Source organism: Thermohalobacter berrensis (assembly GCF_003609645.1).
GTDB classification, from domain to species: Bacteria; Bacillota; Clostridia; order Tissierellales; family Thermohalobacteraceae; genus Thermohalobacter; species Thermohalobacter berrensis.
In genome coordinates, this window is the sequence record NZ_MCIB01000005.1 from 58,861 (window position 1) to 83,093 (window position 24,233).

At 32.9% G+C, this 24,233-nt stretch carries 18 protein-coding genes; all 18 read left to right on the forward strand.

The window, feature by feature from the left end; translation table 11 throughout:
- Window positions 1-255 precede the first annotated feature (255 nt).
- The 18 genes from BET03_RS04345 to BET03_RS04430 all read left to right on the forward strand — a co-directional run bounded on the left by BET03_RS04345 (window position 256) and on the right by BET03_RS04430 (window position 23,715).
- Window positions 256-1,863, forward strand: a complete 1,608-nt coding sequence (locus BET03_RS04345) for a Na+/H+ antiporter NhaC family protein (protein ID WP_120167681.1) — start codon at window positions 256-258, stop codon at window positions 1,861-1,863.
- A gap of 389 nt (window positions 1,864-2,252) precedes the next feature.
- The gene (gene cls / locus BET03_RS04350; protein WP_120167683.1) at window positions 2,253-3,812 is read left to right on the forward strand and encodes a cardiolipin synthase; all 1,560 of its coding nucleotides are present in this window, start codon (window positions 2,253-2,255) and stop codon (window positions 3,810-3,812) included.
- Window positions 3,813-3,902: 90 nt separating this feature from the next.
- The gene (locus BET03_RS04355; RefSeq protein ID WP_120167685.1) at window positions 3,903-4,910 is read left to right on the forward strand and encodes a MotA/TolQ/ExbB proton channel family protein; all 1,008 of its coding nucleotides are present in this window, start codon (window positions 3,903-3,905) and stop codon (window positions 4,908-4,910) included.
- 15 nt (window positions 4,911-4,925) lie between these two features.
- Window positions 4,926-5,864: an OmpA family protein gene (locus tag BET03_RS04360; protein ID WP_120167686.1), complete on the forward strand. Its 939-nt coding sequence runs from the start codon at window positions 4,926-4,928 to the stop codon at window positions 5,862-5,864.
- 146 nt (window positions 5,865-6,010) lie between these two features.
- Window positions 6,011-7,897 (forward strand): S-layer homology domain-containing protein, encoded by a 1,887-nt coding sequence (locus BET03_RS04365; RefSeq protein WP_120167688.1) that lies wholly within the window; start codon window positions 6,011-6,013, stop codon window positions 7,895-7,897.
- A 770-nt stretch (window positions 7,898-8,667) separates the two neighbouring features.
- A complete protein-coding gene (locus BET03_RS04370) occupies window positions 8,668-9,795 on the forward strand; it encodes an efflux RND transporter periplasmic adaptor subunit (protein WP_120167690.1) in 1,128 nt (375 codons plus the stop codon).
- Window positions 9,796-9,797: 2 nt separating this feature from the next.
- On the forward strand, window positions 9,798-12,914 hold the full coding sequence (locus BET03_RS04375) for an efflux RND transporter permease subunit (RefSeq protein WP_120167692.1): 3,117 nt from the start codon (window positions 9,798-9,800) through the stop codon (window positions 12,912-12,914).
- Between the two features lie 106 nt (window positions 12,915-13,020).
- On the forward strand, window positions 13,021-13,599 hold the full coding sequence (locus BET03_RS04380) for a TetR/AcrR family transcriptional regulator (RefSeq protein ID WP_120167694.1): 579 nt from the start codon (window positions 13,021-13,023) through the stop codon (window positions 13,597-13,599).
- A 50-nt stretch (window positions 13,600-13,649) separates the two neighbouring features.
- Window positions 13,650-14,273 carry a cyclase family protein gene (locus BET03_RS04385; RefSeq protein ID WP_120167696.1) on the forward strand — a complete coding sequence of 208 codons (624 nt, stop codon included), beginning with the start codon at window positions 13,650-13,652 and terminating at the stop codon, window positions 14,271-14,273.
- Between the two features lie 589 nt (window positions 14,274-14,862).
- Window positions 14,863-15,246, forward strand: coding sequence for a response regulator (locus BET03_RS04390; RefSeq protein WP_120167698.1), 384 nt, complete (start codon window positions 14,863-14,865; stop codon window positions 15,244-15,246).
- A gap of 193 nt (window positions 15,247-15,439) precedes the next feature.
- The gene (locus BET03_RS04395; protein ID WP_120167700.1) at window positions 15,440-16,096 is read left to right on the forward strand and encodes a hypothetical protein; all 657 of its coding nucleotides are present in this window, start codon (window positions 15,440-15,442) and stop codon (window positions 16,094-16,096) included.
- An 81-nt stretch (window positions 16,097-16,177) separates the two neighbouring features.
- Window positions 16,178-17,029: a class II fructose-1,6-bisphosphate aldolase gene (locus BET03_RS04400; RefSeq protein WP_120167702.1), complete on the forward strand. Its 852-nt coding sequence runs from the start codon at window positions 16,178-16,180 to the stop codon at window positions 17,027-17,029.
- 23 nt (window positions 17,030-17,052) lie between these two features.
- Window positions 17,053-17,703, forward strand: a complete 651-nt coding sequence (gene fsa / locus BET03_RS04405; RefSeq protein WP_120167704.1) for a fructose-6-phosphate aldolase — start codon at window positions 17,053-17,055, stop codon at window positions 17,701-17,703.
- A gap of 182 nt (window positions 17,704-17,885) precedes the next feature.
- Window positions 17,886-18,881, forward strand: coding sequence for a class II fructose-bisphosphatase (gene glpX, locus BET03_RS04410; RefSeq protein ID WP_120167714.1), 996 nt, complete (start codon window positions 17,886-17,888; stop codon window positions 18,879-18,881).
- Window positions 18,882-19,613: 732 nt separating this feature from the next.
- The gene (glpX, locus tag BET03_RS04415) at window positions 19,614-20,585 is read left to right on the forward strand and encodes a class II fructose-bisphosphatase (RefSeq protein WP_120167706.1); all 972 of its coding nucleotides are present in this window, start codon (window positions 19,614-19,616) and stop codon (window positions 20,583-20,585) included.
- Window positions 20,586-21,325: 740 nt separating this feature from the next.
- The gene (rho, locus tag BET03_RS04420) at window positions 21,326-22,669 is read left to right on the forward strand and encodes a transcription termination factor Rho (protein WP_120167708.1); all 1,344 of its coding nucleotides are present in this window, start codon (window positions 21,326-21,328) and stop codon (window positions 22,667-22,669) included.
- Between the two features lie 108 nt (window positions 22,670-22,777).
- Window positions 22,778-22,978 (forward strand): 50S ribosomal protein L31, encoded by a 201-nt coding sequence (gene rpmE, locus BET03_RS04425; RefSeq protein WP_120167716.1) that lies wholly within the window; start codon window positions 22,778-22,780, stop codon window positions 22,976-22,978.
- Between the two features lie 158 nt (window positions 22,979-23,136).
- Complete coding sequence (locus BET03_RS04430; RefSeq protein ID WP_120167710.1) at window positions 23,137-23,715, forward strand: thymidine kinase; 579 nt, start codon at window positions 23,137-23,139, stop codon at window positions 23,713-23,715.
- Window positions 23,716-24,233 lie beyond the last annotated feature (518 nt).

The window sequence follows — 24,233 nt, forward strand, 5'->3', positions numbered from 1 at the left end:
CCTCGTAGGCTAGACGTCCTTGGTAAAGTAACGGTGTTCCATTTATCAAAAACTAATAAATATGCATAAATAATCACTTTACAAGCATATAAAAGTTATAACAGGACTTATAAATATCAGAATTTTCAAAACTGATAAATCTTGTGGAATGTGAAAGTTCTTCAATAACGTTAAATTAAAGAAGGGAGGGAGTAAACTTAATAGATAATTGCAAAAGAACAAAAACAACATAGAAACTTAGAAGGGGGATTTTAAGTGGAAGATTTAGGAATACTTTCTGTAGTACCGCCATTGATGGCTATTATTTTAGCTTTAATTACTAGACAAGTTCTACCGGCTCTTTTTGTAAGTATATGGATAGGTGCTTCTATTCTAAGTGGGGGAAACATATTTACTGGTTTTGCTAAAACTATTGAGCACTATATAGCAGGTTCTATTGCAGACGAATGGAATGCAGGTATCATAGCATTTGATATAGGATTAGGTGGAATGATTGGTATTGTTGCAAAATCTGGGGGAGCTAAGGCGATTGCTGAATGGCTTGGTAAAAAGGCCAAAAATCCAAAGGGCGGACAATTGGCTACATGGACTATGGGACTTGCAATATTCTTTGATGACTATTCAAATACATTACTTGTAGGAAATACCATGAGACCTCTTACAGACAAGTTAAGAGTATCCCGTGAAAAGTTATCATATATATGTGACTCAACTGCAGCTCCAGTTGCAAGTATGGCCTTAATTTCAACATGGATTGCATATGAAATGGGGCTTTTAAGAGATGCCTTTACAACTATAGGACTAGATATGAATTCCTATGCTGCTTTTATAAAGTCTATACCCTATAGATTTTATAGTATAACTGCACTATTCTTCGTTCTAGCTATTGTTTTACTTGGAAGAGATTTTGGGCCAATGCTTAGAGCGGAAATTAGAGCTAGATTGACAGGTAAGGTTGTGGGAGATGGAGCAACTCCACTTGCTTCTAAGGAATTAACAGAGATGGAAATAAAAGAGGGTACTCCTTTAAGAACATATAATGCCCTTATACCTGTGTTTACTGTAATTTTCATGGTAATATTTGGTTTATACATAAATGGTTACAATGCTATAATGGGTGGTGAAAATACAGAGCTTATAGCTAGAATTAAGGCAAATCCCCTAGCATTTACATCAGTAAGGGATATTATAGGTAATGCAAATGCTGCTGTTGCAATGATGTGGGCATCCTATTCTGGAACTATAGTTGCAATGGTGTTAGTTCTAACCCAAAGGATACTTACATTTAAGGAAGCAGTTGAAGCATGGATTGATGGAGCTAAATCCTTAGTTATTGCCCTCATGGTTTTAGTTCTTGCATGGAGTATAGGAAGGTTATGTAAGGATTTAGGAACAGCTGATTATCTTGTAAGTATTTTGGAGGGAAATATATCACCTAGAATAATTCCTTTAGCCGTATTTATCTTAGGATGCTTGATAGCGTTTTCAACAGGGACATCCTGGGGAACTACTGCAATATTAATGCCTATAGCAGTACCCCTTGTTTATCATTTAAGTGGTGGAGATACGGGTAGTCTCTTATTTGCCACTATTGGTGCAGTCTTTACAGGGGCAGTATTTGGAGACCACTGTTCACCTATATCAGATACTACAATTATGAGTTCTATGGCTTCTGCTTCAGACCATATTGACCATGTTAAGACTCAAGCTCCTTATGCCATAACAACCGCAGTAATAGCTGCAGTTGTAGGATATATACCTTCAGCCTTTGGTATCCATCCCTTAATATCAATAATTGTAGGTATAGCCTGTGCCTTTACTGTAGTTAGAGTTGTAGGTAAAAAGGTTGAAGAAATAGTATAGTAAAGGCAATTGACAAATAGAATAAGTTAGTAGGTAGTAGTTAGTTGTTAGTAAAAATACAGTTATTAGTCCTTAGTTCCTAGTTCTCAGCTAAAAAAAGTTGTTAGTTTTGCTAAGAGCTGAGAGCGAAGAGCTAGGAACTGCTTTTAAAAGTAACGGACCACGAAGCCTAAACATCTTTGGTTTAAGTAACGGACTACAGAGCATATCTTTCCAGGCTAAGAAAAAGGAACAGAGAACCCGGTTCGTCGTTCCGAGAAGCGCAGACTTAGTCTGCGCTTAATTATTTTCCATAAACTACAAAATAATAAAAATGAATTAACCATTAACCAATAGGGTATCTTTTAAATAAATATATATTAACAAGTCATTAATAGTGTGGTGGGAGAATGTTTAATATTTCTAAAAGAACTTTATCATTAATAATTTCAATTTTAATAGTGGCACTAATTATATCTATACTTATATATTTAGTTAAAGTAAACCCTGTATATAAGACTATATGGGACAAAATTAAGACTTATCTTGGGATAATACTAACAATATACTCTATCTTTATTGCAACAGTTATATTTCTAGAAAATAAAAATCCCTCTAAGACTATTGCTTGGCTTTTAATCCTTATTCTTGTTCCAGTGGTAGGGTTTATATTTTATATATTTTTAGGTCATAACATTAGAAGAAAGATGAAATTTGAAAAGAAAAAATATAGTGACTTTAAACACCTTACTTATGCAGTTGATATCCAAAAAGAACTCTTAAAGGGAACAGATATCTTTAAAAATGTTGAGGAGAGTTTAGTAAAAAGCAAGTTAATAAACCTACTTCTTAAAGTCTCAAATTCTCCCTTTACGTCAAATAATAGGACTAAAATTCTTAAAAATGGAGATGAAACCTTTAAGCATATAATTGATGAAATAAAAAATGCTAAGCATCATATCCATATGGAATATTTTATTATAAAAGATGATGATATAGGGAATAAGATTAGGGAAATTCTAATTGGTAAGGCAAAGGAAGGGGTAAAGGTAAGGGTTATTTATGATGATGTTGGATGTTGGAGATTAAGCAAAAATTATATAAATTCATTAAAAGCTTCAGGGGTAGAAATATATCCATTTTATCCAGTTATCTTCCCTGTTTTAAGTAGAGAATTAAATTATAGGAACCATAGAAAGATTGTTGTAGTAGATGGCAGGGTAGGTTTTATTGGTGGACTAAATATTGGAGATGAATACTTAGGACTTAATCCTAGGCTTGGATTTTGGAGGGATACCCATATAAAAATTGAAGGAGAAGCAGTATATGGAATACAAAACACATTCCTTAAGGATTGGGAGTTTGTATCAGGCAAATATATTTCAGGGAAAAGCTATTATCCTAAGCTTCCTTATTATGGTGAACAAATAATTCAAATTACACCAAGTGGCCCTGATACTGAATGGAGATCGATTATGAAGGCATACTTTACTATGATAGCCACTGCAGAGGAAAGGGTCTGGATTGCAACCCCATATTTAGTACCAGAGGATAGTATTAATACTGCACTTATGACTGCTGCCTTAAGTGGTATAGATGTAAGAATAATAATACCTAGTAAGCCAGACCATATTTTAGTTTATTGGGCATCAAGGTCAAATATAGAAGATTTATTAAAGGCAGGAGTAAAGATATATACCTATGAAAAAGGATTTATACACAGTAAACTACTTTTAGTTGATGGAGAGGTTGCATCTGTAGGAACAGCTAATTTGGATATAAGAAGTTTAGAAATGAATTTTGAGATTAACTCTTTTATATATGATAAGGAGGTGGTTAAAGAATTAGAAAAGGACTTTATAGAGGATTTATCCCATAGTAAAGAGGTTATCCTAGAAGAACATTTAAAGAGAAATATACTTGTTAAATTTAAAGAATCTATAGGTCGACTTCTTTCACCATTACTATAAAAAGGATGAATCTTTTTATGAAATATGTTATGATATTGGTAATTATTGTATTCAACTAAAATTTTTTACAAGAAACAAGGGGGGCTTAATTTGATTAGTCTTATAGGTAAACTTAATCCATTGGCATTAACAATAATTTCAGTAATTGTAGTAATTTTTATATCTAGCTTTGTAACTACAATTATAATAAGAAAAAGATACAAAAATATTAGTAGTGATTTAAAAGAAGGTGGGAAGGATAAAGAAGGAAAATACAATCATAATATATTAAATATGATTATTAAAGATTACAAGGGATCTGCAAGGGAAAATCCAAATGAAGTAAATACACAAGCAATCATTGAAAAGCATTTTAATACAGAACTTAGGTCTTTACAGTTAGGAGAAAGGTTTGTAAAAAACTCTGTATCATTAATGATAATTTTAGGGCTTTTAGGTACATTTTATGGTCTTACCCTTTCCATTGGAGAACTAGTTCAGTTGTTAACTGAAAGTGGAAGTACAGAGGTAGTAAATAGTATAAATTCAATTGTAGGAGGGCTTATTGATTCTGTACAGGGTATGTCTGTAGCCTTTATAACATCACTATTTGGTATAGCAGCAGCTATAGTTACAACTATTATTAATATTATATTTAATATAGAAGATGAAAAAGAGGCATTAATGGTTGAAATTGAGGAATATTTAGATAATGATATAGCCTTATTTTATACTCAAAATAAGGAAAAGGAGTATTCTTTACTTAATGAGGTCTTAACGTCAAACTTTAACATGTTTTTGGACAAGCTAGATGATAATTTAAATGAAATTATGGATACTACAGGAAAAAGGCTTTTAACCTCTTCACAAGAGGCTGAAAAATCTACAAAGGCATTACAAGCAAGTATAGAAAAATTTGACGAAGCACTTAAAGACTTTAGAGAAAATACAAGGGATTTTTCTGAATTTAACTATAATCTAAGGACAAATATACAAAGAATGAATGTAAGTTTTGCAGACTTAACTGAGGATTTAAGAGACTTTTCTAGTGTTATATTAAAAGAGCAGGAAGCTAAGAAAGAGCTTGCCAGTGCAATAGAGAAATTATCTCAAAAGTAGAATAGGGGGAGCCTAATGAAAAGGAGAAGAAGCTTTAAAAAAGAAAGGGAAAATCAAAACTTTTGGCCTTCCTTTACAGATGTTATATCTACTATAGCCCTAATTTTGTTTTTTCTTATGCTCCTTGCATATATACAAAACATAATAACAGGGACTAACCTTGAATATGCTAAAAAACAGCTTGCAAACACACAAAAAGAGCTTGAAGAATCAATGGTTGAAATAAGTAGAGCAGAAGAAAGGTTAGAGCTTCTAGAGGATAGGCTTGAAAGGGTTAGGGCAGAAGTAGAAAGAGGAGAAAAAGAGCTTAAACTTTCTCAAGAGAAGATAGAGGAGCAAAAAGAAATAATTGCAGAAAGTAACAAGGAATTGGGCAGATTAAGGTCAAGATTACAAGGGATAGCCTTTCTAAGAATTGAAGTTTTAGAAAAGGTAAAGGATTCAATTGAAGAGGAATTAGGAAAAGCTTCAGATTCTAATGAAGATATAGTTTTAATAGCTGATAACGGAAATATTGTAATAAATGAAAGATTAGTATTCGATTATAATTCATATACAATAAAACCAGAGGGTAAAGAAATACTTGATGAATTAGCAAAGGCTTTTGAAAATGTATTGGAAGATGAAAATGTAAGGAGTAATATTGATGCTATTAATATTCAAGGACATACAGACCATATTGGAAGCTCCGAGTATAATAGAGATTTATCAACTAAAAGGGCAACAGCTGTAGTAAATTATCTTATGGAAAGTAATGAAAATTTAGAAGAAAAATATGGACGATACTTTTTAGCAAGTGGTTATTCTGAATTTAGACCTATAACTGAAGGTACAACTGAAGAGGAAAGGGCTAGAAACAGAAGAATAGAGATATCTATAATACTTAAGGATTCAAACATACAAAACATTATCGATAATTATCTTAAAGAGTCGATGGATGTCTTTGAACAATAGGACTTTGTACATTTTTTAGAAATTTAGCAGGATTTACAAAAAAAATGAAGAAATAAATAAAGAGGTTAAGAGTGTAAGCTTCGAATTTATTCGAAGCTTATGCTTTGTAGTAATCTTCTATGTTTAAATAAGAGGAGGGAATATAAGTGTTTAAAAGAATATCAAAGGTAGTTCTATTAGCTTTTATTGCTGTATTTATACTAGGAAATATTACAGTATATGCAAAGGATTTTGATGATGTATCTGAGGAACACTGGGCAAAGGAATATATAGAAAAGGTAAGTGAAGCTGGAATAATTACAGGTTATCCTGATGATACATTTAAACCAAATAATAATGTAACAAAAACACAGGCTTTAGTTATGACTGCAAGAGTTCTTGATATAGATGAGGATGAAAGGGAAGATATTGAGGAAAAATACGAAACTTTCTTAAATAATTTAGGGGTAGAGCCTTGGGCCAAAAAAGATATTGCAGTAGCTATTGAAAAGGGAATTGTAGCACAAGACTTTATAAAAAACTTATATGAAGAAGGAGAAAATACAAGAAATGCTTATAAGGCAGAAGTGACAGTATATCTTACAAGGGCTATGGGCCTTGAAGATGAAGCAAAAGATAGAATAGCAATCCTTCCTTTTAAAGATGCAGAGCTTATACCTGCAAGTGTTGCTCCATATATTGACGTTATGATAGAAAAGGGAATAATAAGTAAAAAGGGAGACAGCCAAGGAAGGTTTAACCCAGAAGCACCAATGACAAGGGCTATGATGGCAAAGGTTCTGTCCATAGCATATGATTATGTTGAGGGTAATATAAGTGATAGTAATGATGTAAATATAGAGGAAGAAGATATTGATGAAGAGGATATTGAAGAGATAAGTGGTACTATATCAGATATACTATTATTAAATGGAGAAACTTACATAACTATAGAGGATGAAGATGGTGAAAATACTGCATATAAGACAACTTCAAAAAGTACTTTAGAATTAGATGATGAAGAAGTAGACCCTTCAGAACTAGTAGAGGGTCTAGAAGTAGAAGCAAAAGTAACTGATGATTTTAGAATAGTATCTTTAACAGCAGAGAGTATAGAAGAAGAGTATTCAGGAAAAATAAAAAGTATAGTAGATTTAAACCCACATGTGTTAACATTAGAATATGAGGAAGATGACGAAACTGAGACAAGGTCTTTTAGAGTAGATGATGATGTTGATATAACATTAGATGGAGATGATGCTGATTTAGATGATTTAAATGATGGTGATTTAGCTGATATAGAGGTTGTAAACAATAAAATTGTTAAGATAGATGCAGAAAGTAAATATAAAGAAATAGAAGGTTATATAAGAGAAATAAAGTTTCAACCAGATCCTATTCTTGTGGTAGAGGAAGAAGATGAAGAGGATATTTATGAATACCCATTAGATGAAGATGTAGACATAGAGAGAAATGAAAAAGATGTAGAATTAACAGAATTAATGATTGGAGATAGGGTCGATATAAAAATAGAATACAACTATATAACTGATATAAAGGCAGAGGTAGTAGAAAGTGAAGATGAGGGAACTATTAGAGAAATAATAATTTCAGAGAATCCACAGCTTACAATACTAAATGAAGATAGAGAAGAAAAAACTTACTATATTTCAAATGTAGCTGACATAGAGGTAGATAATAAAGATGGAGATATTTATGATTTAAGACTTGATTATTATGTAGAATTAGAAATTGAAAGTAACTATATAACATCGATAGAGGCTGAAGTCAGAGAAAAGAATGAAAGATTTGAAGGAGAAATATCATATATAGATGATGATGCTGGGCTTATTGTACTTACAATCAAAGATTCTGTATCTGGTCAACAAACTATGCCAGTATACACAACAGGAAGTACATCTGTTGTAGATGTTGATGGAGATAATACTAGATTAAAATACCTTGATGAAGGTGATGAGGTAATAGTTACAGGTACTTCAAATAATGGTGTGTTTTACGCTAGGGTTATATTGGTAACACAAAGAGCAAATTAATTTAAACGGCAACCGGGTTCGCGTTTGAATTAATTTTAAATTATGAATGTTAAATTAAAAAAGAAAAGCTAAAAGAAATAAAAAATTGAAAATATATTTGTTAGCAGGTAGTGTGCCTTCGTTGCTGGTGGATTTAAAGTCCATCAGCTTTATTTATGTTAAGATTTAATGTTGAGGGATTACGAATCCCTCAACAACGATAAGTCTGTAAGTCTGGAACGACGAACCCGGTTCATTGTTCCTACGTCTGTGGAACGACGAACCCGGTTCATTGTTCCTACGTCTGTTCGGAATCCCTCAATTAGTGGAACGACGAACCCGGTTCATTGTTCCTATTAGGCTAAGTAACGGACATCTAAGGCTATGACTTCTTAGGCATAGTAACGGACAACAAAGCATTATTACTTAGGTCAGGTAACGGACTACAAAGGATGTCTACCTGGTCAAGTAACGGACCACTAAGGCTATGACTTCTTAGGCATAGTAACGGACAACAAAGGATGTCTACCTGGTCAAGTAACGGACCACAAAGCTTTACATCCTAGGATAAGTAACGGACATCAGAGCCTTACTTCTTAGGTTAAATAACTAACAACTATTTCATTAAATTTCTGTAAAGGTGTTGCTTTTGTAAGGAAAAAATAATAAAATATAGAATATACTGACTGACTGGTCGGTTTTGACTTGTATAAAAAATATTTAACTAGGCCATAATTGACTAAAGCATTGAAAAATAATTGATTAGTATAATCTAAAATGGAGGGAAGTTTATGAAGAAGATATTGACACTACTAATGATTATAGTTCTATTAGGAAGCTTAACCATTGGCTGTACTCCAAAAGAAAAGCAGGCAGAAGGGGCAGAAAATAACAGAAATTATATACCTGTAGAAGTTGAAACAGTTTCTAAGAAGACAATATCTCAAGCAACAACTTTCACTGGAAAAATATACGCAGACAAGGATGTAATGGTATTTCCAAAAACTCCAGGGAAAGTAGAAAGTGTAAGTGTAAGTATTGGGGATAAGGTGAATAAAGGTGATATACTTTTCACTTTAGATAAAGAAGATATCCAAAAACAGGTTGACAGTGCCAAGGTGGCATTAGATGGTGCTAAGGCTAATTATGAGCTTACAAAGGAAAAAATAGAAAATGCTAAGAAAACATTTGAAAGAACTAAGAAGCTATATCAAGAAGGAGCAGTATCAAAGGCACAATTTGAGCAAGCTAAGCTTGCTGCTTCAGATAAATCATTAGATGCTGCTAAAACTCAACTTCAGCAGGCTGAGGTTGCCTATGAACAGGCACTTGATGCATTAAATAACACTATTGTTGATTCACCTATTGATGGAATAGTTTCTACAGTAAATGTTGAAGCAGGGGAAATGGCTGCTAATTCGCAACCGGCTGTCACTATAGTTGATATGGATAGAGTTTATGTGCAAATCAATGTTACAGAGGACATCATAAATAAACTTCAAAAAGGTCAAGAAGTAGAAATACAAATTCCTTCTGTATCGAAAGAGAAATTTAGAGGAAAGATAGCTAATATAAGTCCAGTAGCTAATCAAAGAACACAACTGTATCCGATAAAGATATATATAGATAATAAAAATTATATTATTAAACCAGGAATGTTTGCACAGGTAAAGGTTAATACAGATGTAAGAGAAGGTGTTATAGCAGTAAAGAGTGAAGCTGTTGTACAAAGAGAAGGAATATCATTAGTATATGTAGTTAAAGAAAATAAAGCATATGAAAAGGAAGTTAGAACAGGTCTAGATACGGGAATGTATGTTGAAATTATTGAGGGAATAAATGAGGGAGAAAAAGTTATAGTAAAAGGGCAGAATTATGTAGATGATAAGTCACAAGTAAAGATAGTAAGAGGTGAATAGTTATGCATATATCTAAACTAGCTGTAAAAAGACCTGTTACCATCTTGATGGTAACCTTTATAATCATACTTTTGGGAGCTGTATCCCTATCTAGGCTTCCAATTGACCTATTACCTAAAATAGAGGTACCTGTTGCTATTGTATCAACCTCTTATGAAGGGGTAGGTCCAGAAGAAATAGAGAAACTTATTACAAGACCTATAGAAGAATCACTAGCTACTGTAGATAACATAAAGGGGATACAGTCTATTTCTTCTGAAGGTTCATCTGTAGTTATAGCTGAATTTGATTTTGGAACAGATATGGATTTTGCATCTTTGGATATGAGAGAAAAAGTAGATATGATAAAGGGATATCTACCAGATGATGCAAGTGACCCTATGGTTTTAAAAATTGACCCAAATTCTCAACCAATTATCCAACTATCTTTATCAAATGGAAACAACCTAGCAAGCCTTCAAGAAATAGCGGAGGATATGGTAAAACCAAGACTTGAAAGGCTTGAAGGTGTTGCTTCAGTAAGTATAACAGGTGGACTTAAAAAGGAAATTGAGATTAGTATCAATCAAGAAAAGCTAAAGGGATATGGATTAACCATTGACCGTATTGCTCAAATAATAGCAGCAGAAAACTTAAATCTTCCAGGGGGAGAGGTTAAAAAAGGAAAACAAAAACTTACTATTAGAACCCTTGGAGAGTTTCAGTCAATAGATGAAATAAAGAACCTTCCTATAACATTAAACACAGGAGGAGTTATCTACCTAAAAGATATAGCAAATATAGGTCTAAAGCATAAAGACTTAAATACTATAGCTAAAACTAATGGAAAAAGCAGTATAAACCTATTAATACAAAAACAACCGGGGACAAATACTGTAAGGGTTGCTAATAGGGTTAATAATGAAATAGAAAGACTACAGAAAGATTTTCCTAATATAGAAATTAAAAAGATTATTGATGTATCAAAATATATAAAACAATCTATTCAAAATGTTGTTAAAAATGCAGCTTTAGGTGCAATTTTAGCAATTATTATTCTATATCTGTTTTTAAGAAATATAAGAACAACTCTTATAATAGGAACAGCTATTCCTATTTCAATAATAGCAACTTTCATATTAATATATTTCAATGATATTACCCTTAATCTTATGACACTTGGTGGTTTAGCCCTAGGTGTGGGTATGCTTGTTGACAATGCAATAGTTGTGCTAGAAAATATTTATAGATTTAGGCAGGATGGTTATTCAAGAATAGAGGCAGCTGTAAAAGGTGCAAAAGAAGTAGGTATGGCAGTTACAGCATCAACTCTTACTACTGTGGCTGTTTTCTTACCAATCGTATTTACAGAGGGGATTACTTCAACTTTATTTAAGGAATTAGCTTTAACTGTAACTATGTCCTTAGGTGCATCACTTTTAGTATCATTAACATTAATACCTATGCTTTCATCTAAAATATTGAAAGTAGATAGAATGCAAGGGAAAAAACATAAAGGCTTTAAGCTTTCATCAATTTTGTATGATACTGTAGATAAGATATTAATGAAAATCCAGTCTGTCTATAAACGAATATTAAACTGGAGTTTAGGACACAGAAAATCAACAGTATTAATAGCAATACTAGTTTTTGTAATAAGCATGGCATCAATAACTAGTGTTGGGGCAGAGTTTTTCCCACCTATGGATGAAGGACAATTTACAATAAGTGTGTCTCTTCCAGAAGGAGCAGAGCTTGAACAAACTGATGGAATAGTAGAAGAAATAGAGGAAAAATTGGAGAAAATTGAAGAAGTAGATATTGTTGTTTCAAATGTAGGTTCAAGTGGAACATTTTCATTAGTTGGAAGTGAAACTAATAGGGCAATTATAACAGTTCTATTAACAGATATGGATAAAAGAAGTAGAAGTGTATGGCAAGTTGCAGATGAAGTGAGAAATTTAATCTATGATATTCCTGGAGTAGAAACTAATGTAGAGGTAACTTCTAATATGATGATGTCAGGGTCTGGTACACCTATAAACATAAAAATAAAAGGGGACGATTTAGATACTCTTAAAAAAATAAGTAATGACTTTAAAGGAATAGTTAAATCAGTAGAAGGTACAAGGGAAGTTGAAACAAGTATAACTGAAGGTGTACCAAGGGTAGAAATAAAAATAGATAGACAAATGGCTTCACAGTTTGGATTAACTGCAGCCCAAATTGCATCAGCTGTTAAAGGCACAATCTCAGGGAAGATTGCTACAAAATATAAACATGATGGTGAAGAAATAGATGTTATAATAAAGGGAGATGAAACATTAACAGAGAATATCTCAAACCTGAAACAGACATCTATCCAAACACCTTTAGGGGTAAATATACCTTTAAGCCAAGTCGCTATCCTGACAATAGAAAGGGGCCCTGTTGCAATAGATAGAGAAGACCAAGTTAGGGTTGCAAGTGTTACTAGTCAGATTTTCGGAAGGGATTTAAAAAGTATAACTGATGAAATACAACAGGAATTATCAAATTATAATATGCCTAAAGGCTACACATATGAAATGGGTGGAGAAAGGGAACAATTAAATGAAGCCTTCCAAGACTTAGCATTAGCCCTTATTCTAGCAGTTGTACTAGTATATATGATATTAGCATCACAGTTTGAATCACTACTACATCCATTTACAATTATGTTATCAGTACCCCTTGCATTTGCTGGTGGCGCAGCAGGTCTATTTATTACCAGAAGGTCATTAAGTGTACCTGCAGTAATAGGTTTTATTATATTAGCAGGTATAGTTGTAAATAATGCCATAGTTTTAATTGACTATATAAACACTAGAAGAAGAAATGGAGAAAAGAGAAAAGAAGCAATATTAAATGCAGGGCCTATAAGACTTAGGCCGATATTGATGACTACGTTAACTACAGTATTAGGTCTTCTTCCATTAGCCTTTGGAATGGGAGAAGGAGCAGAGGCACAGGCACCATTAGCAACTGCTGTAATAGGAGGACTTTTACTTTCAACACTTTTAACACTAGTATTTATTCCAGTTGTATATACAATATTTGATGATATTGCTAACTTTGTAAAAAGAAAAATATTTAAAAGAGAAATAACTGTCAATCAATAATGAACAACCGGGACGGTTCTGATTTACACAAATGTAATATATTGGAATTAAACCGTCCCTTTTCTTAAATAACTAACTGTGACTGATTAAGAGAGGAGAAACTTTGATGGTAAGTAAAGAAGAGAGAAGAATAAATATAATAGAAGCGGCAGTAAAAGTTTTTTCAAAAAAAGGATTTCATAAGGCTAGAATGGAGGATATAGCTAAAGAGGCAGGTATAGGGAAAGGAACTATATATGAGTACTTCGATAGTAAAAAGCATCTTTTTTATGAAATGATAAAACATAATGTAAATCTTTATAAGGATAATATAAAAGTTATACTTGAAAAAGAAAGTAATTTGGAAGAGAGACTATTAGGTATTTGTAGATACCATGGTAGGTTTATAAGTGAGCATATAGATATGGCCCAATCTATTATTTCTCAATCCCATTTAATAGATGATGAAATGAAATGTTGGCTGTTTAACGAAAGGATGAATATTTTCACTATCTTTTTAGATATATTTAAAGATAGCCAGAAAAAGGGAGAGTTAAGAAAAGACTTAAATATAGAAGCAGCAGTTTTAAGTTTAATTGGAACTATTAATCAATACTATTCTAAGAAAATATTTGCAGAAGGACTTTCCTATGAAGAAATAGATCCTATCCCTGTTCTAGACGTATTATTGAAAGGAATAGAGTAAAACAATTTACAATTAAATAAAATTGAAAATGAAAAATGGTGGGATTTTATATGAAAATTTATGATATATCAATGAGTATAAGTGAAAATATGCAGGTCTATAAAAATAAAGAAGAGAAAAAGCCAGTTTTTAGTGTAACTAGGGATTTTAAAACAGGCAATTCCTTTGAAACAAATATTAAGATGGATATGCATACAGGTACACACATTGATGCACCATTACACATGATAAGAGATGGAGCAACAATAGATAAAGTAAGATTAGATAAGTTTATTTCAAAATGTAAGGTGCTAGATTTTACTAATGTGGAAGATTGTATCACAAAATCTAATTTAGAAAAAAAGTGCATAGAAGAAAATGAGTTTTTGTTGCTTAAAACAAGAAACTCCTTTAAAGACTGTTTTGATTATAACTTTGTATATTTGGAAAAAGAGGCAGCTCAATATTTAAAAGAAAAGAAAGTAAAAGGTGTAGGTATTGATGCATTAGGTATAGAAAGAAATCAGAAAGGTCATCCAACCCATAAAATATTACTTAGTTCAGGTATAATTATTATAGAAGGATTAAGACTTAAAAATATTGAAGAGGGTAAATATATAATAATTGCTTTACCACTTAAATTTGTGGGAGTAGAAGCCTCTCCTGTAAGGGCAATCTTAATTAAAGATATGTAATAAATAAGGAACGGGCAACAACGCATTACTTCTTAGGACAGAGTAAAAGACCTAGAAGCCTAACATCTGTGGTAAAGTAACGGACATCTTAGCCTATCTTCCTAGGCATAGTAACGGTCATCATAGGCTTTAACTTCTAGGGTTAAGTAACGGACATCGGAGCATTACAACCTAGGCAAAGTAACGGTCCTCGTAGGCTAGACCCTTAAGCATAGTAACATCCCCTCAGCATTACTGCCTAGGTTCTATACACAATACACGTCTTTTTTATTCACTAGCAGCTAAGAGCTAGTGACTAAGGGCTGCTTTTTAAAAACAGACGTTGCTGATGGATTGGTAATCCATCAGCTTTTTTAAAATACTTTTTTCCTTACTTTTCATATATTACATAATGTATACTAACTAACATAATTTTAACCAAAATGTAATAATTTTTCATAAAACAAAGGAATAATAGTATAACATATATTCTAAATTCAAAAAACACCAAAAAAAACATATGTTCTGAAGGAATAAAGCTAGTTTTATAGAATATATTAATTAAAAAAAGTAAAAAAATTTACACGCACTATTATAGGGGGGACATTTGGTGAGGAAACAACAAATGATGTGTGTAGATGACCAAATAGGAATAAGAATGCTTATGGGGGAAATTTTTAAGGATGATTATGAAGTAATTTCGGCTAGTAGTGGAAAAGAGGCTGTAGATATAGCTAAAAAAGTTAAAGTAGATATTGCTATACTAGATATGAATCTTAATGATATAAAAGGGACAGAGGTTTTAAGACAGTTAAGAAATATAAACCAAAATATAATTGGGGTTATTATAACAGGATACAGAGATACAGAGCATATGAAAGAGATAAGAAAAACTAATCCTGAACTAATAATACATAAGCCTTTTGATATACATAAATTTAAAAGAAAAGTAAAAAAACTTATGAAAAAAAGTTTGGAGTCAAAGGCAGTTTAGTAAAAGACTAAGCAAACTAAACTAAAAGTGCAATTAATTGGGGAGTGGGGATTAAAGGAAAACTTAATTAATAATATAATCTTTAAAGAGCTGATGGCTATAGCCATCAGCTTTTTAGCTTTTTTTAATAAAAATCAAAATTAGAAGGAATTATATTTTAAGTGAAGAATTATTTAAATGAGGAGGGATTTTTGTGTTAGTTGATACTAAGATAACAATTGCAATCCCATGTGAAAGTTGCGATAATATAAAAATATATGAGATTTCATTATTTAATTTTGTCAATACTAAAAATATTGAATTTAAATGTGATTGTGGAGAGGCTAATGCTGTAATAAAGACAGAAGATTATAAAATGTTTTGGGCAAACATATCCTGTGCTGTATGCCAAGATGTTCATGTATATAAATATAAACTAAGTCAACTTATTAAGGGAAACATTGTAATAAGGTGTATAGATACTGGAATTGAAATATGTTTTATTGGGAAAAATGAAGATGTAGAAGACTTAATAGAAAAATATGAGAAAAAATCAGAAGAAATGTTAAAAGACTTAGGATTTTATGATTTTTTTAAGGATTTTGATGCAATGATGAATGCTTTAACTATATTAAGGAATATGGACAGGGAAGACAGAATATACTGTGATTGTGGTAATGATGATATTAAACTGGAGTTATTTACAGATAGTGTTGAATTTAGGTGTCCAATATGTAATAGTGTAATGATGATATCAGTGGAAAACAGAGATGATGTGGAAGCATTAATGGAAAAAGAAGAAATAGTATTACATAAAAGTTCCTTTGAGTGTATCCACTCAGTTATAAATACAGACTTAAATAAAAAATAAATAATTTATAACAAAACATTTGATAAAAATTCAAATTTTACTATAATAAGAATGTACCAAAAATATAAAGGAGGAATATAAATGCTAGTTACTGGAAAAGAGATACTTCAAGATGCTCACAAAAAAGGATATGCAGTAGGTGCTTTTAACGTAAATAACATGGAGATAGTTCAAGCTATTATCCAAGCTGCAGAGGAAACTAATTCACCAGTTATACTTCAAGCGAGCCAAGGTGGATTAAAGTATGCAGGTGTTGAGTACATAGCAGCAATGGCTAAGGTAGCTGCTGAAAAAGCTAAAGTTCCAGTGGCAATTCACTTAGATCATGGAACAGATTTTACTCAAATAGTTAAATGTATAAGAAATGGATTTACATCAGTAATGATTGATGGATCAAAACATCCTTTTGAAGAAAATATAGCTGTTACTAAAAAAGTTGTTGAAATTGCTCATGCGGCAGGAGTTTCCGTTGAGGCTGAGCTAGGTAAAATAGGTGGAACAGAAGATGACATAACTGTTGATGAAAAAGATGCTACTTTCACTGACCCTGATGAAGCTGAAAAGTTTGTTAAGGAAACAGGAGTAGACTATCTTGCTATAGCTATTGGTACAGCCCATGGACCATATAAGGGAGAACCAAAACTAGACTTTGATAGACTTAAAACTATAAAAGAAAGATTAAACATGCCTCTAGTTCTTCATGGATCATCAGGAGTGCCAGAAGAAAGTATTAAAAAGGCAGTAAGTCTAGGAATTAATAAAATAAACATAGATACAGATATTAGACTTGCATTTAATGGTGCAGTAAGAGATTTCGTTAAGAATAATCCTGATGTTTATGACCCAAGAAAGATTTTAGGTCCTGCAAGAGAGGCAATGAAAGAAGTAATCAAAGGAAAAATGACTATTTTCGGTTCAGTAGACAGAGCCTAATAGGCAAAAGGGGGAGTAAAGTAGTGAAATTTTTTATTGATACTGCAAATGTAGAGGAAATTAGAGAGGTTAATGAGTGGGGAGTAATATCAGGCGTTACAACAAACCCATCCCTCATAGCTAAGGAGGGAAGAGATTTTAAAGGGGTAATAAAAGAGATTACTGATATTGTAGATGGACCTATTAGTGCAGAAGTAATAAGCTTAGATGCCAATGGTATGGTAAAGGAAGCAGAAGAGTTAGCTCAAATTCATCCCAATATTGTAATAAAGATACCAATGACAAAGGAAGGATTAAAGGCTGTTAAAATATTAAGTAGTAAGGGTATAAAAACAAATGTTACCCTAGTTTTTTCAGCTAATCAGGCTTTATTAGCTGCTAGAGCAGGTGCTACATATGTTAGTCCTTTTGCAGGCAGAATGGATGATATAGGTAATGAAGGGATGATTATTATAGGGGATATTGTAGAGATATTTGATATTTATGGAATAGAAACAGAAGTAATAGCAGCAAGCATAAGACACCCAATGCACATAATAGAAGCAGCAAAATTAGGAGCCCATATAGCTACAGTTCCCTATAAAGTGTTTGAAAAGATGTTAAAGCATCCAATGACTGATAATGGAATAGAAAAATTCCTAAATGATTGGAAAAGTGTTGAAAATAATAAATAATGATAAAAGGGATAAGTTAAGCTTATAAGTTTAACTTATCCCTTTTTTTCTTTAATATCTTTTAAAAGACTTGAAAGAATTAACCTATAAAACTAACCACTACCCATTTACATTTAAAACATGATATACTATTTATGATAATTAACGTACAAAAAGAAACTAAGGAGGAAAATTTTATGCGTATGGACCGTAATTTAGCCTTATCACTTGTAAGGGTAACTGAGATAGCTGCATTGGCGTCAGCTAAATATATGGGTAGAGGTGACAAAATAGGAGCAGACCAAGCTGCAGTAGATGGTATGAGAAAGGCCTTCAACCTAGTGGATGTAAAGGGTAGAGTAGTAATAGGTGAAGGAGAAAAGGATAAAGCACCTATGCTTTACATTGGAGAAGAGATTGGTAATGGAGAAGAGATAGAAGTAGATATTGCAGTTGACCCTCTAGATGGTACGAGTCTTGTATCAAAAGGTTTACCAAATGCTATAGCAGTTATTGCAATGGCACCAAAGGGATGTTTACTTCATGCTCCAGATACTTACATGAAGAAAATAGCTGTAGGTCCTAAGGCAGCAGGAAAAATAGATATAGAGGCACCTATAGAAGATAACTTAAAGGCTGTTGCTAAAGCTCTTAACAAGGATATTTCCGATTTAACAGTGATTGTTCAAGATAGACCTAGACACTATGATATGATACAAGAAATTAGAAGAGTAGGTGCAAGAATAAAGCTATTTAGTGAAGGTGATGTAGCTGCTGCTATAGCTACAGGCTTTGAAGATACTGGTGTAGATATGCTTATGGGAATAGGAGGAGCTCCTGAGGGAGTAATAGCTGCTGCAGCATTAAAGTGTATGGGAGGAGAATTACAAGGTAAACTTAACCCAAGGTCAGATGAAGAAATGGAAAGATGTAAAGAGTTAGGATGGAGTAAAGAAGATTTAAATAAGGTTTTAGGTCATGAAGACTTAGTAAAGGGAGATGAGGTTTTCTTTGCAGCCACAGGTATAAGTGATGGAGACCTATTAAAGGGTGTAGTTTATTATGGTAATAACTCTGCTAAAACCCATTCAGTAGTTATGAGAGCTAAGTCAGGTACAATAAGATTTATTGATGCAATACACAAGTTAGATAAAAATGATATATTAGTTAATTTAATGAAAAAGCATGGAGACGCGTAACTGAAAAACAATTGAGAATGGAAAATTGAAAATTAGAAAAGAGGAAAAAGCCAAAAGAATAAATGCAAATGGTAAAAACTGGTGAAAAATAGGGACGGTTCTGCTTTTCACCAGTTTTTCACATTTTTGAAACGCCAACTGATCCCTGTTTCAAATGTAATTGAAAATATGATAAATACAATTGACAATTGAGAATTGATAATTAAAAGAAAATAATAGTTATTAGTGGCTGGTGGTTAGTGGTTAGGAAAATATAAAAGATACAAAATAATAAGTAATAAATTATTAAATAACAAAGACTTAGTATGATTGTTTTCTAATCAATAATCTTCATATCATTACCAAAAACCAATCACTAACTACTAATAACTAAAAACTTCTTTTCTAGTAACGGACAGCGAAGCATTACTTCTCAGACAAAGTAACGGACGTCTTAGATTTACTACTTTGGTCAAGTAACGGACAACAACGCACTACTCCTTAGGCTAAGTAACGGTCCACGTAGGCTAGACATCTTAGGCAAAGTAACGAAAACTAAGAACCAAGAACTAAGAACTAATAACTGCTTTTTAGCATATTTCTGTCCAATTAAACATATAATATTAGGAAATTGTGTACACTAAATGCTAAAATGTTAATTTATTTTCCAACTATATTATACTAATTGACAACTATATTGCATATAGAATATACTAAAAATGTAAATCTTTTTAAAAATAGGGGGACATATTTATGGATAGAGATCTTGCTATTAATCTTGTTAGAGTGACTGAAGCTGCTGCATTAGGATGTGCAAAGCTTATGGGTAGAGGAGATAAGATATCCGCAGACCAGGCAGCAGTTAACGGTATGAGAAGTATGTTTGATACCTTAGATATTGATGGAACAGTGGTTATAGGAGAAGGGGAAAAAGATGAAGCACCTATGTTATACATAGGAGAGAAGATAGGAAAAGCAAATAAAGTATCTAAAAAGGTAGATATAGCAGTAGATCCTTTAGATGGAACAACAGCTGTTGCTAAGGGTTTACCAAATGCTATATCAGTTGTTGCAATGGCTCCGGAAGGCTGTTTACTTCATGCACCTGATATGTACATGGATAAAATAGCTGTAGGTCCTAAAGCAGCAGGAAAAATAGATATAGAAGCACCTGTAGAATTAAATCTAAAAATATTATCTGAGGCTTTAAATAAAAGTATATCAGACATAACTGTTACAATGCTTGATAGACCTAGGCATGAAAAGCTTATTCAAAAAATAAGACAGGCAGGAGCAAGAATTAAACTGTTTAGTGATGGAGATGTAGCTGCAGCCATAGCTACATGTTTTGAGGATTCTGGTGTAGATATGCTTATGGGAATAGGGGGAGCCCCCGAAGGTGTAATAGCTGCTGCAGCATTAAAGTGTATGGGGGGAGAGTTTCAAGGTAAACTTGCACCAAGAAATGATGAAGAAAGAGAAAGATGTAAAAAAATGGGCATAGATGATATTAATAAGGTATTGACTATGGAAGATCTTGCTAAAGGTGATGAAATTTATTTTGCAGCAACAGGAGTTTCTGATGGAGAGCTTTTAAAAGGTGTAGTTTATTATGAAAACAATGTAGCTAAGACCCATTCTATGGTTACAAGGGCAAAGACGGGAACCATAAGATTTATAGAGGCAATTCATAAGTTAGACAAAAAGCCAGAATACGCTAAGTAATTTAAAATTTACAATATGGTAAATACAATTGAGAATTAGGATGAGTTAGTAGGTAGTAGTTAGTTGTTAGTAAAATACAGTTGTAAGCTCTGGTTCCACGTTGTTGATGGATTCGCAATCCATCAACTTAAAAACCGTAGAGCACATTTTAATGTACGATTAAGAAATTAAATTTGTAGCAAGTTGTTATGAAACACGAACCGGGTTCGCGTTTCAAATCCGGAAAATAATTACAGTATCTTTGATGTTGTTGATGGAACATCCAACCCGGTTCGCAGTTCCAAAGAAATTTTAGTTTTGCTAAGAGCAAAGAGCTAGGAACTGCTTTTAAAAGTAACGGACTTCATAGTCTTACTTCTTAGGTTCAAGTAACGGACGACAAAGCTCTACTTCTAAGGGATAGTAACGGACATCTAAGGCTATGACTCCTTAGGTCAAAGTAACGGACAACATAGGCTAGACGTCTAAGGAAGGGTAACGGACATCCTAGACTCCCTTCCTAGGTTTAAATAACATCACATCTTATGCAAAACATCTAAGCACTGCTTTTCCATCTAGGAACTGAGAACTGTTTTAACTTCTCAATATTGACTTGTCCTTAACAAAATGTTAATATAACAATATCTAATCCCTTCACTTAACCATTTTCCTGAATTTCCCAAAGTTGCATATTTTGTTTATAGAAGGCAAAAATACTATAAAAACGATTCTATGTAGTAACGTTTTTTGGAGGTGAAGTTTTGAATCGTGTCGAGCTAAGTAACAAAAAATTAGATGAATTACGGACAATTGCTAAAAGTCTTAATATAAAGGGGTATAGTAAATACAGAAAAGCAGAACTTATTGAAAAGATAATTGAAGTCTCCTCACACCAAGACAAAGGAGACAATGAAAGCAAGAAAGAAACTAAAGAGAATAATAATCATAAAAGTGAGCTTCCAGAAAGGTTGACAGAAGAGATAGAGCAGAGTGGTGAGATTGATACAGCAGAAGGAATATTAGAACTTCATACAGATGGATATGGATTTTTAAGATGTGTTAATTACTTGTCAGGGGATAAAGATATATATGTATCACCCTCACAGATTAGAAGGTTTAACTTAAGAACTGGTGATAAGGTATTTGGCATTACTAGGCCACCAAAGTCTGGAGAAAAATATAAAGCACTTCTGTATGTAAAACAGATTAATGGTAAAAATCCTGAAACTGCAACCCAAAGGCCCGACTTTGATAATCTAACTCCAATCTATCCTAATAATAGGATTACTCTTGAAACTTCCCCTCAAGAACTTTCCACTAGAATAATAGATCTAATTGCCCCTATAGGGAAAGGCCAAAGGGGAATGATAGTTGCACCACCAAAGGCTGGAAAGACTATTTTGCTTAAAAAAATTGCTAATAGCATATCTCAAAACTATCCAGAAATTGAGATTATAGTATTATTAATAGATGAAAGACCGGAAGAAGTAACAGATATGAAGAGATCTGTTAAAGGGGATATTGTATATTCAACCTTTGATGAACTTCCTAAACACCATATAAAAGTTGCAGAAATGGTTTTAGAAAGGGCTAAAAGATTAGTTGAACATGGTAAAGATGTTGTGATTCTTTTAGACAGTATAACAAGATTAGCTAGGGCGTACAATCTCACAATACCTCCAACAGGTAGAACCCTATCAGGTGGTTTAGATCCTGGAGCACTCCATAAGCCTAAAAGATTTTTTGGAGCAGCTAGAAATATAGAAGGTGGGGGAAGTCTTACAATATTGGCTACTGCTTTAATTGAAACTGGAAGTAGAATGGATGATGTAATATTTGAAGAATTTAAAGGTACAGGGAATATGGAGATACATTTAGATAGAAGACTATCCGAAAAGAGAATATTCCCAGCTATTGATATTAATAAATCAGGAACAAGAAGGGAAGAACTACTCTTAAGTCAAAAAGAATTAGAGACTATATGGAGAATAAGAAAGGCATTAAGCAACACATCTACAGCTGAAGTAACTGAATTACTTATTAATAGATTAATGGCAACGAAAACAAATAAAGAATTTATCGAAATTATGAGAAATATTGAATAATTTCATTCCTTGCAATTATATACTATAATATGCTATAATGTATTAGTTAAAAAATAGAGAAAATTTTATCTTCCATACAGAACCAATAATAGAAGAGAGGTGATTATGGTGAAAAAAGGAATTCATCCAGAATACAAAAAGGCTGTTGTGCGTTGTGCATGTGGCAATACATTTGAGACAGGTTCAATAAAAGAAGAATTAAAAGTAGAGATTTGCTCACAATGCCACCCATTCTACACTGGTAAGCAAAAATTACAAACAAAAGGTGGACGTATTGAGAAATTCAAGAAGAAATATGGTATTGATTAATACCTTTTATAAAGCTAGAAGGGGTGTTCCTTCTAGCATTTATTTTGCCTATAGCCTGTAATTTTTTAACTAAAATTAATTTTTCAGCGAGGAATTACCTCGCTCTTTGCTTTTTTGAGTGGTAATTGGTTATCTTCTATGTTAAAGGAGGATTTTCAATGTATGGTCCTAACCATCATGGATGGATTGAAGTAATCGTAGGTCCTATGTATAGCGGAAAAAGTGAGGAGTTAATAAGAAGGTTAAGAAGGGCCCAGATAGCGAAGCAAAAGATTCAAGTATTTAAACCTTCAATTGATGACAGATATAGTGTAAGTGAGGTTGTATCTCACAATGGTGAAAAAATAAAAGCAGAATGTATTAATAAAGCTGAAGATATATATAAACTGTTAAAAGAGGATACAGAAGTAATAGGGATAGATGAAGTTCAGTTTTTAGATGACCAGATTATAGATATATGCAGGGATTTAGCAGATAAAGGTTTACGTGTAGTAGTTGCAGGACTTGATATGGATTTTAGAGGTGAGCCTTTTGGTTCTACTCCTTACATAATGGCTATTGCTGAATTTGTGGATAAATTAACTGCCGTGTGTGTAATATGTGGACATCCTGCCAATAGAACCCAGAGAATTGTGGATGGAAAGCCTGCTAGATATACTGAACCTACAATATTAGTTGGTGCTCAAGAAAGATATGAGGCTAGATGTAGGCTTCATCATGAAGTTCCAAAAGTATAACCTTAAAAGTAATTAGCAGTTGAGAATTGAAAAATTAGTTAAAAGGTAGTAGTTAGTAATTAGTTCTTGAGGTCTAGAAACCAGGAACTGTATTTCTTATAGTGCTGATGGTTTTAATCCATCAGCTTTTTTATGTGCGCCGGGCATGCGTAACAACTAGGTGGTGAAAGTCCACTGTGGGGGCTGACCATGCCAACCACTAGCCGAAGGCAAGGGTGTCCATCGTGAGGTGGAATCTGAAGGAAGCTGAAGGCAAAATCCTGGTCCGAGGTACACGAATCACATTAGAGGCTGTATAAACTGGGTGAGTTTGCATAACAAAACAAAGCCCTAAATGGTCCGAAAGTTTATGCAGTAAATGTGGCGGATATATGGGAGGAAAGTAGTTACGCTTACCCCGGGAGGTCTCAAGGATAAGTCATTAAGATGTATTTCGAAATGACAACCTATATAGTGATGTATAGCTGAACCTTGAGAAGTCAGCAGAGGTCATAGTACCTGTCTAAGCCTAGGATAGT

Bases quoted from the DNA above. Each gene is read 5' to 3' on its own strand.
- glpX (WP_120167706.1), top strand. From the start codon at position 19,614: ATGGATAGAGATCTTGCTATTAATCTTGTTAGAGTGACTGAAGCTGCT.
- BET03_RS04375 (WP_120167692.1), top strand. From the start codon at position 9,798: ATGCATATATCTAAACTAGCTGTAAAAAGACCTGTTACCATCTTGATG.
- BET03_RS04400 (WP_120167702.1), top strand. From the start codon at position 16,178: ATGCTAGTTACTGGAAAAGAGATACTTCAAGATGCTCACAAAAAAGGA.
- BET03_RS04370 (WP_120167690.1), top strand. From the start codon at position 8,668: ATGAAGAAGATATTGACACTACTAATGATTATAGTTCTATTAGGAAGC.
- BET03_RS04380 (WP_120167694.1), top strand. From the start codon at position 13,021: ATGGTAAGTAAAGAAGAGAGAAGAATAAATATAATAGAAGCGGCAGTA.
- glpX (WP_120167714.1), top strand. From the start codon at position 17,886: ATGGACCGTAATTTAGCCTTATCACTTGTAAGGGTAACTGAGATAGCT.
- BET03_RS04430 (WP_120167710.1), top strand. From the start codon at position 23,137: ATGTATGGTCCTAACCATCATGGATGGATTGAAGTAATCGTAGGTCCT.
- BET03_RS04385 (WP_120167696.1), top strand. From the start codon at position 13,650: ATGAAAATTTATGATATATCAATGAGTATAAGTGAAAATATGCAGGTC.
- cls (WP_120167683.1), top strand. From the start codon at position 2,253: ATGTTTAATATTTCTAAAAGAACTTTATCATTAATAATTTCAATTTTA.
- BET03_RS04360 (WP_120167686.1), top strand. From the start codon at position 4,926: ATGAAAAGGAGAAGAAGCTTTAAAAAAGAAAGGGAAAATCAAAACTTT.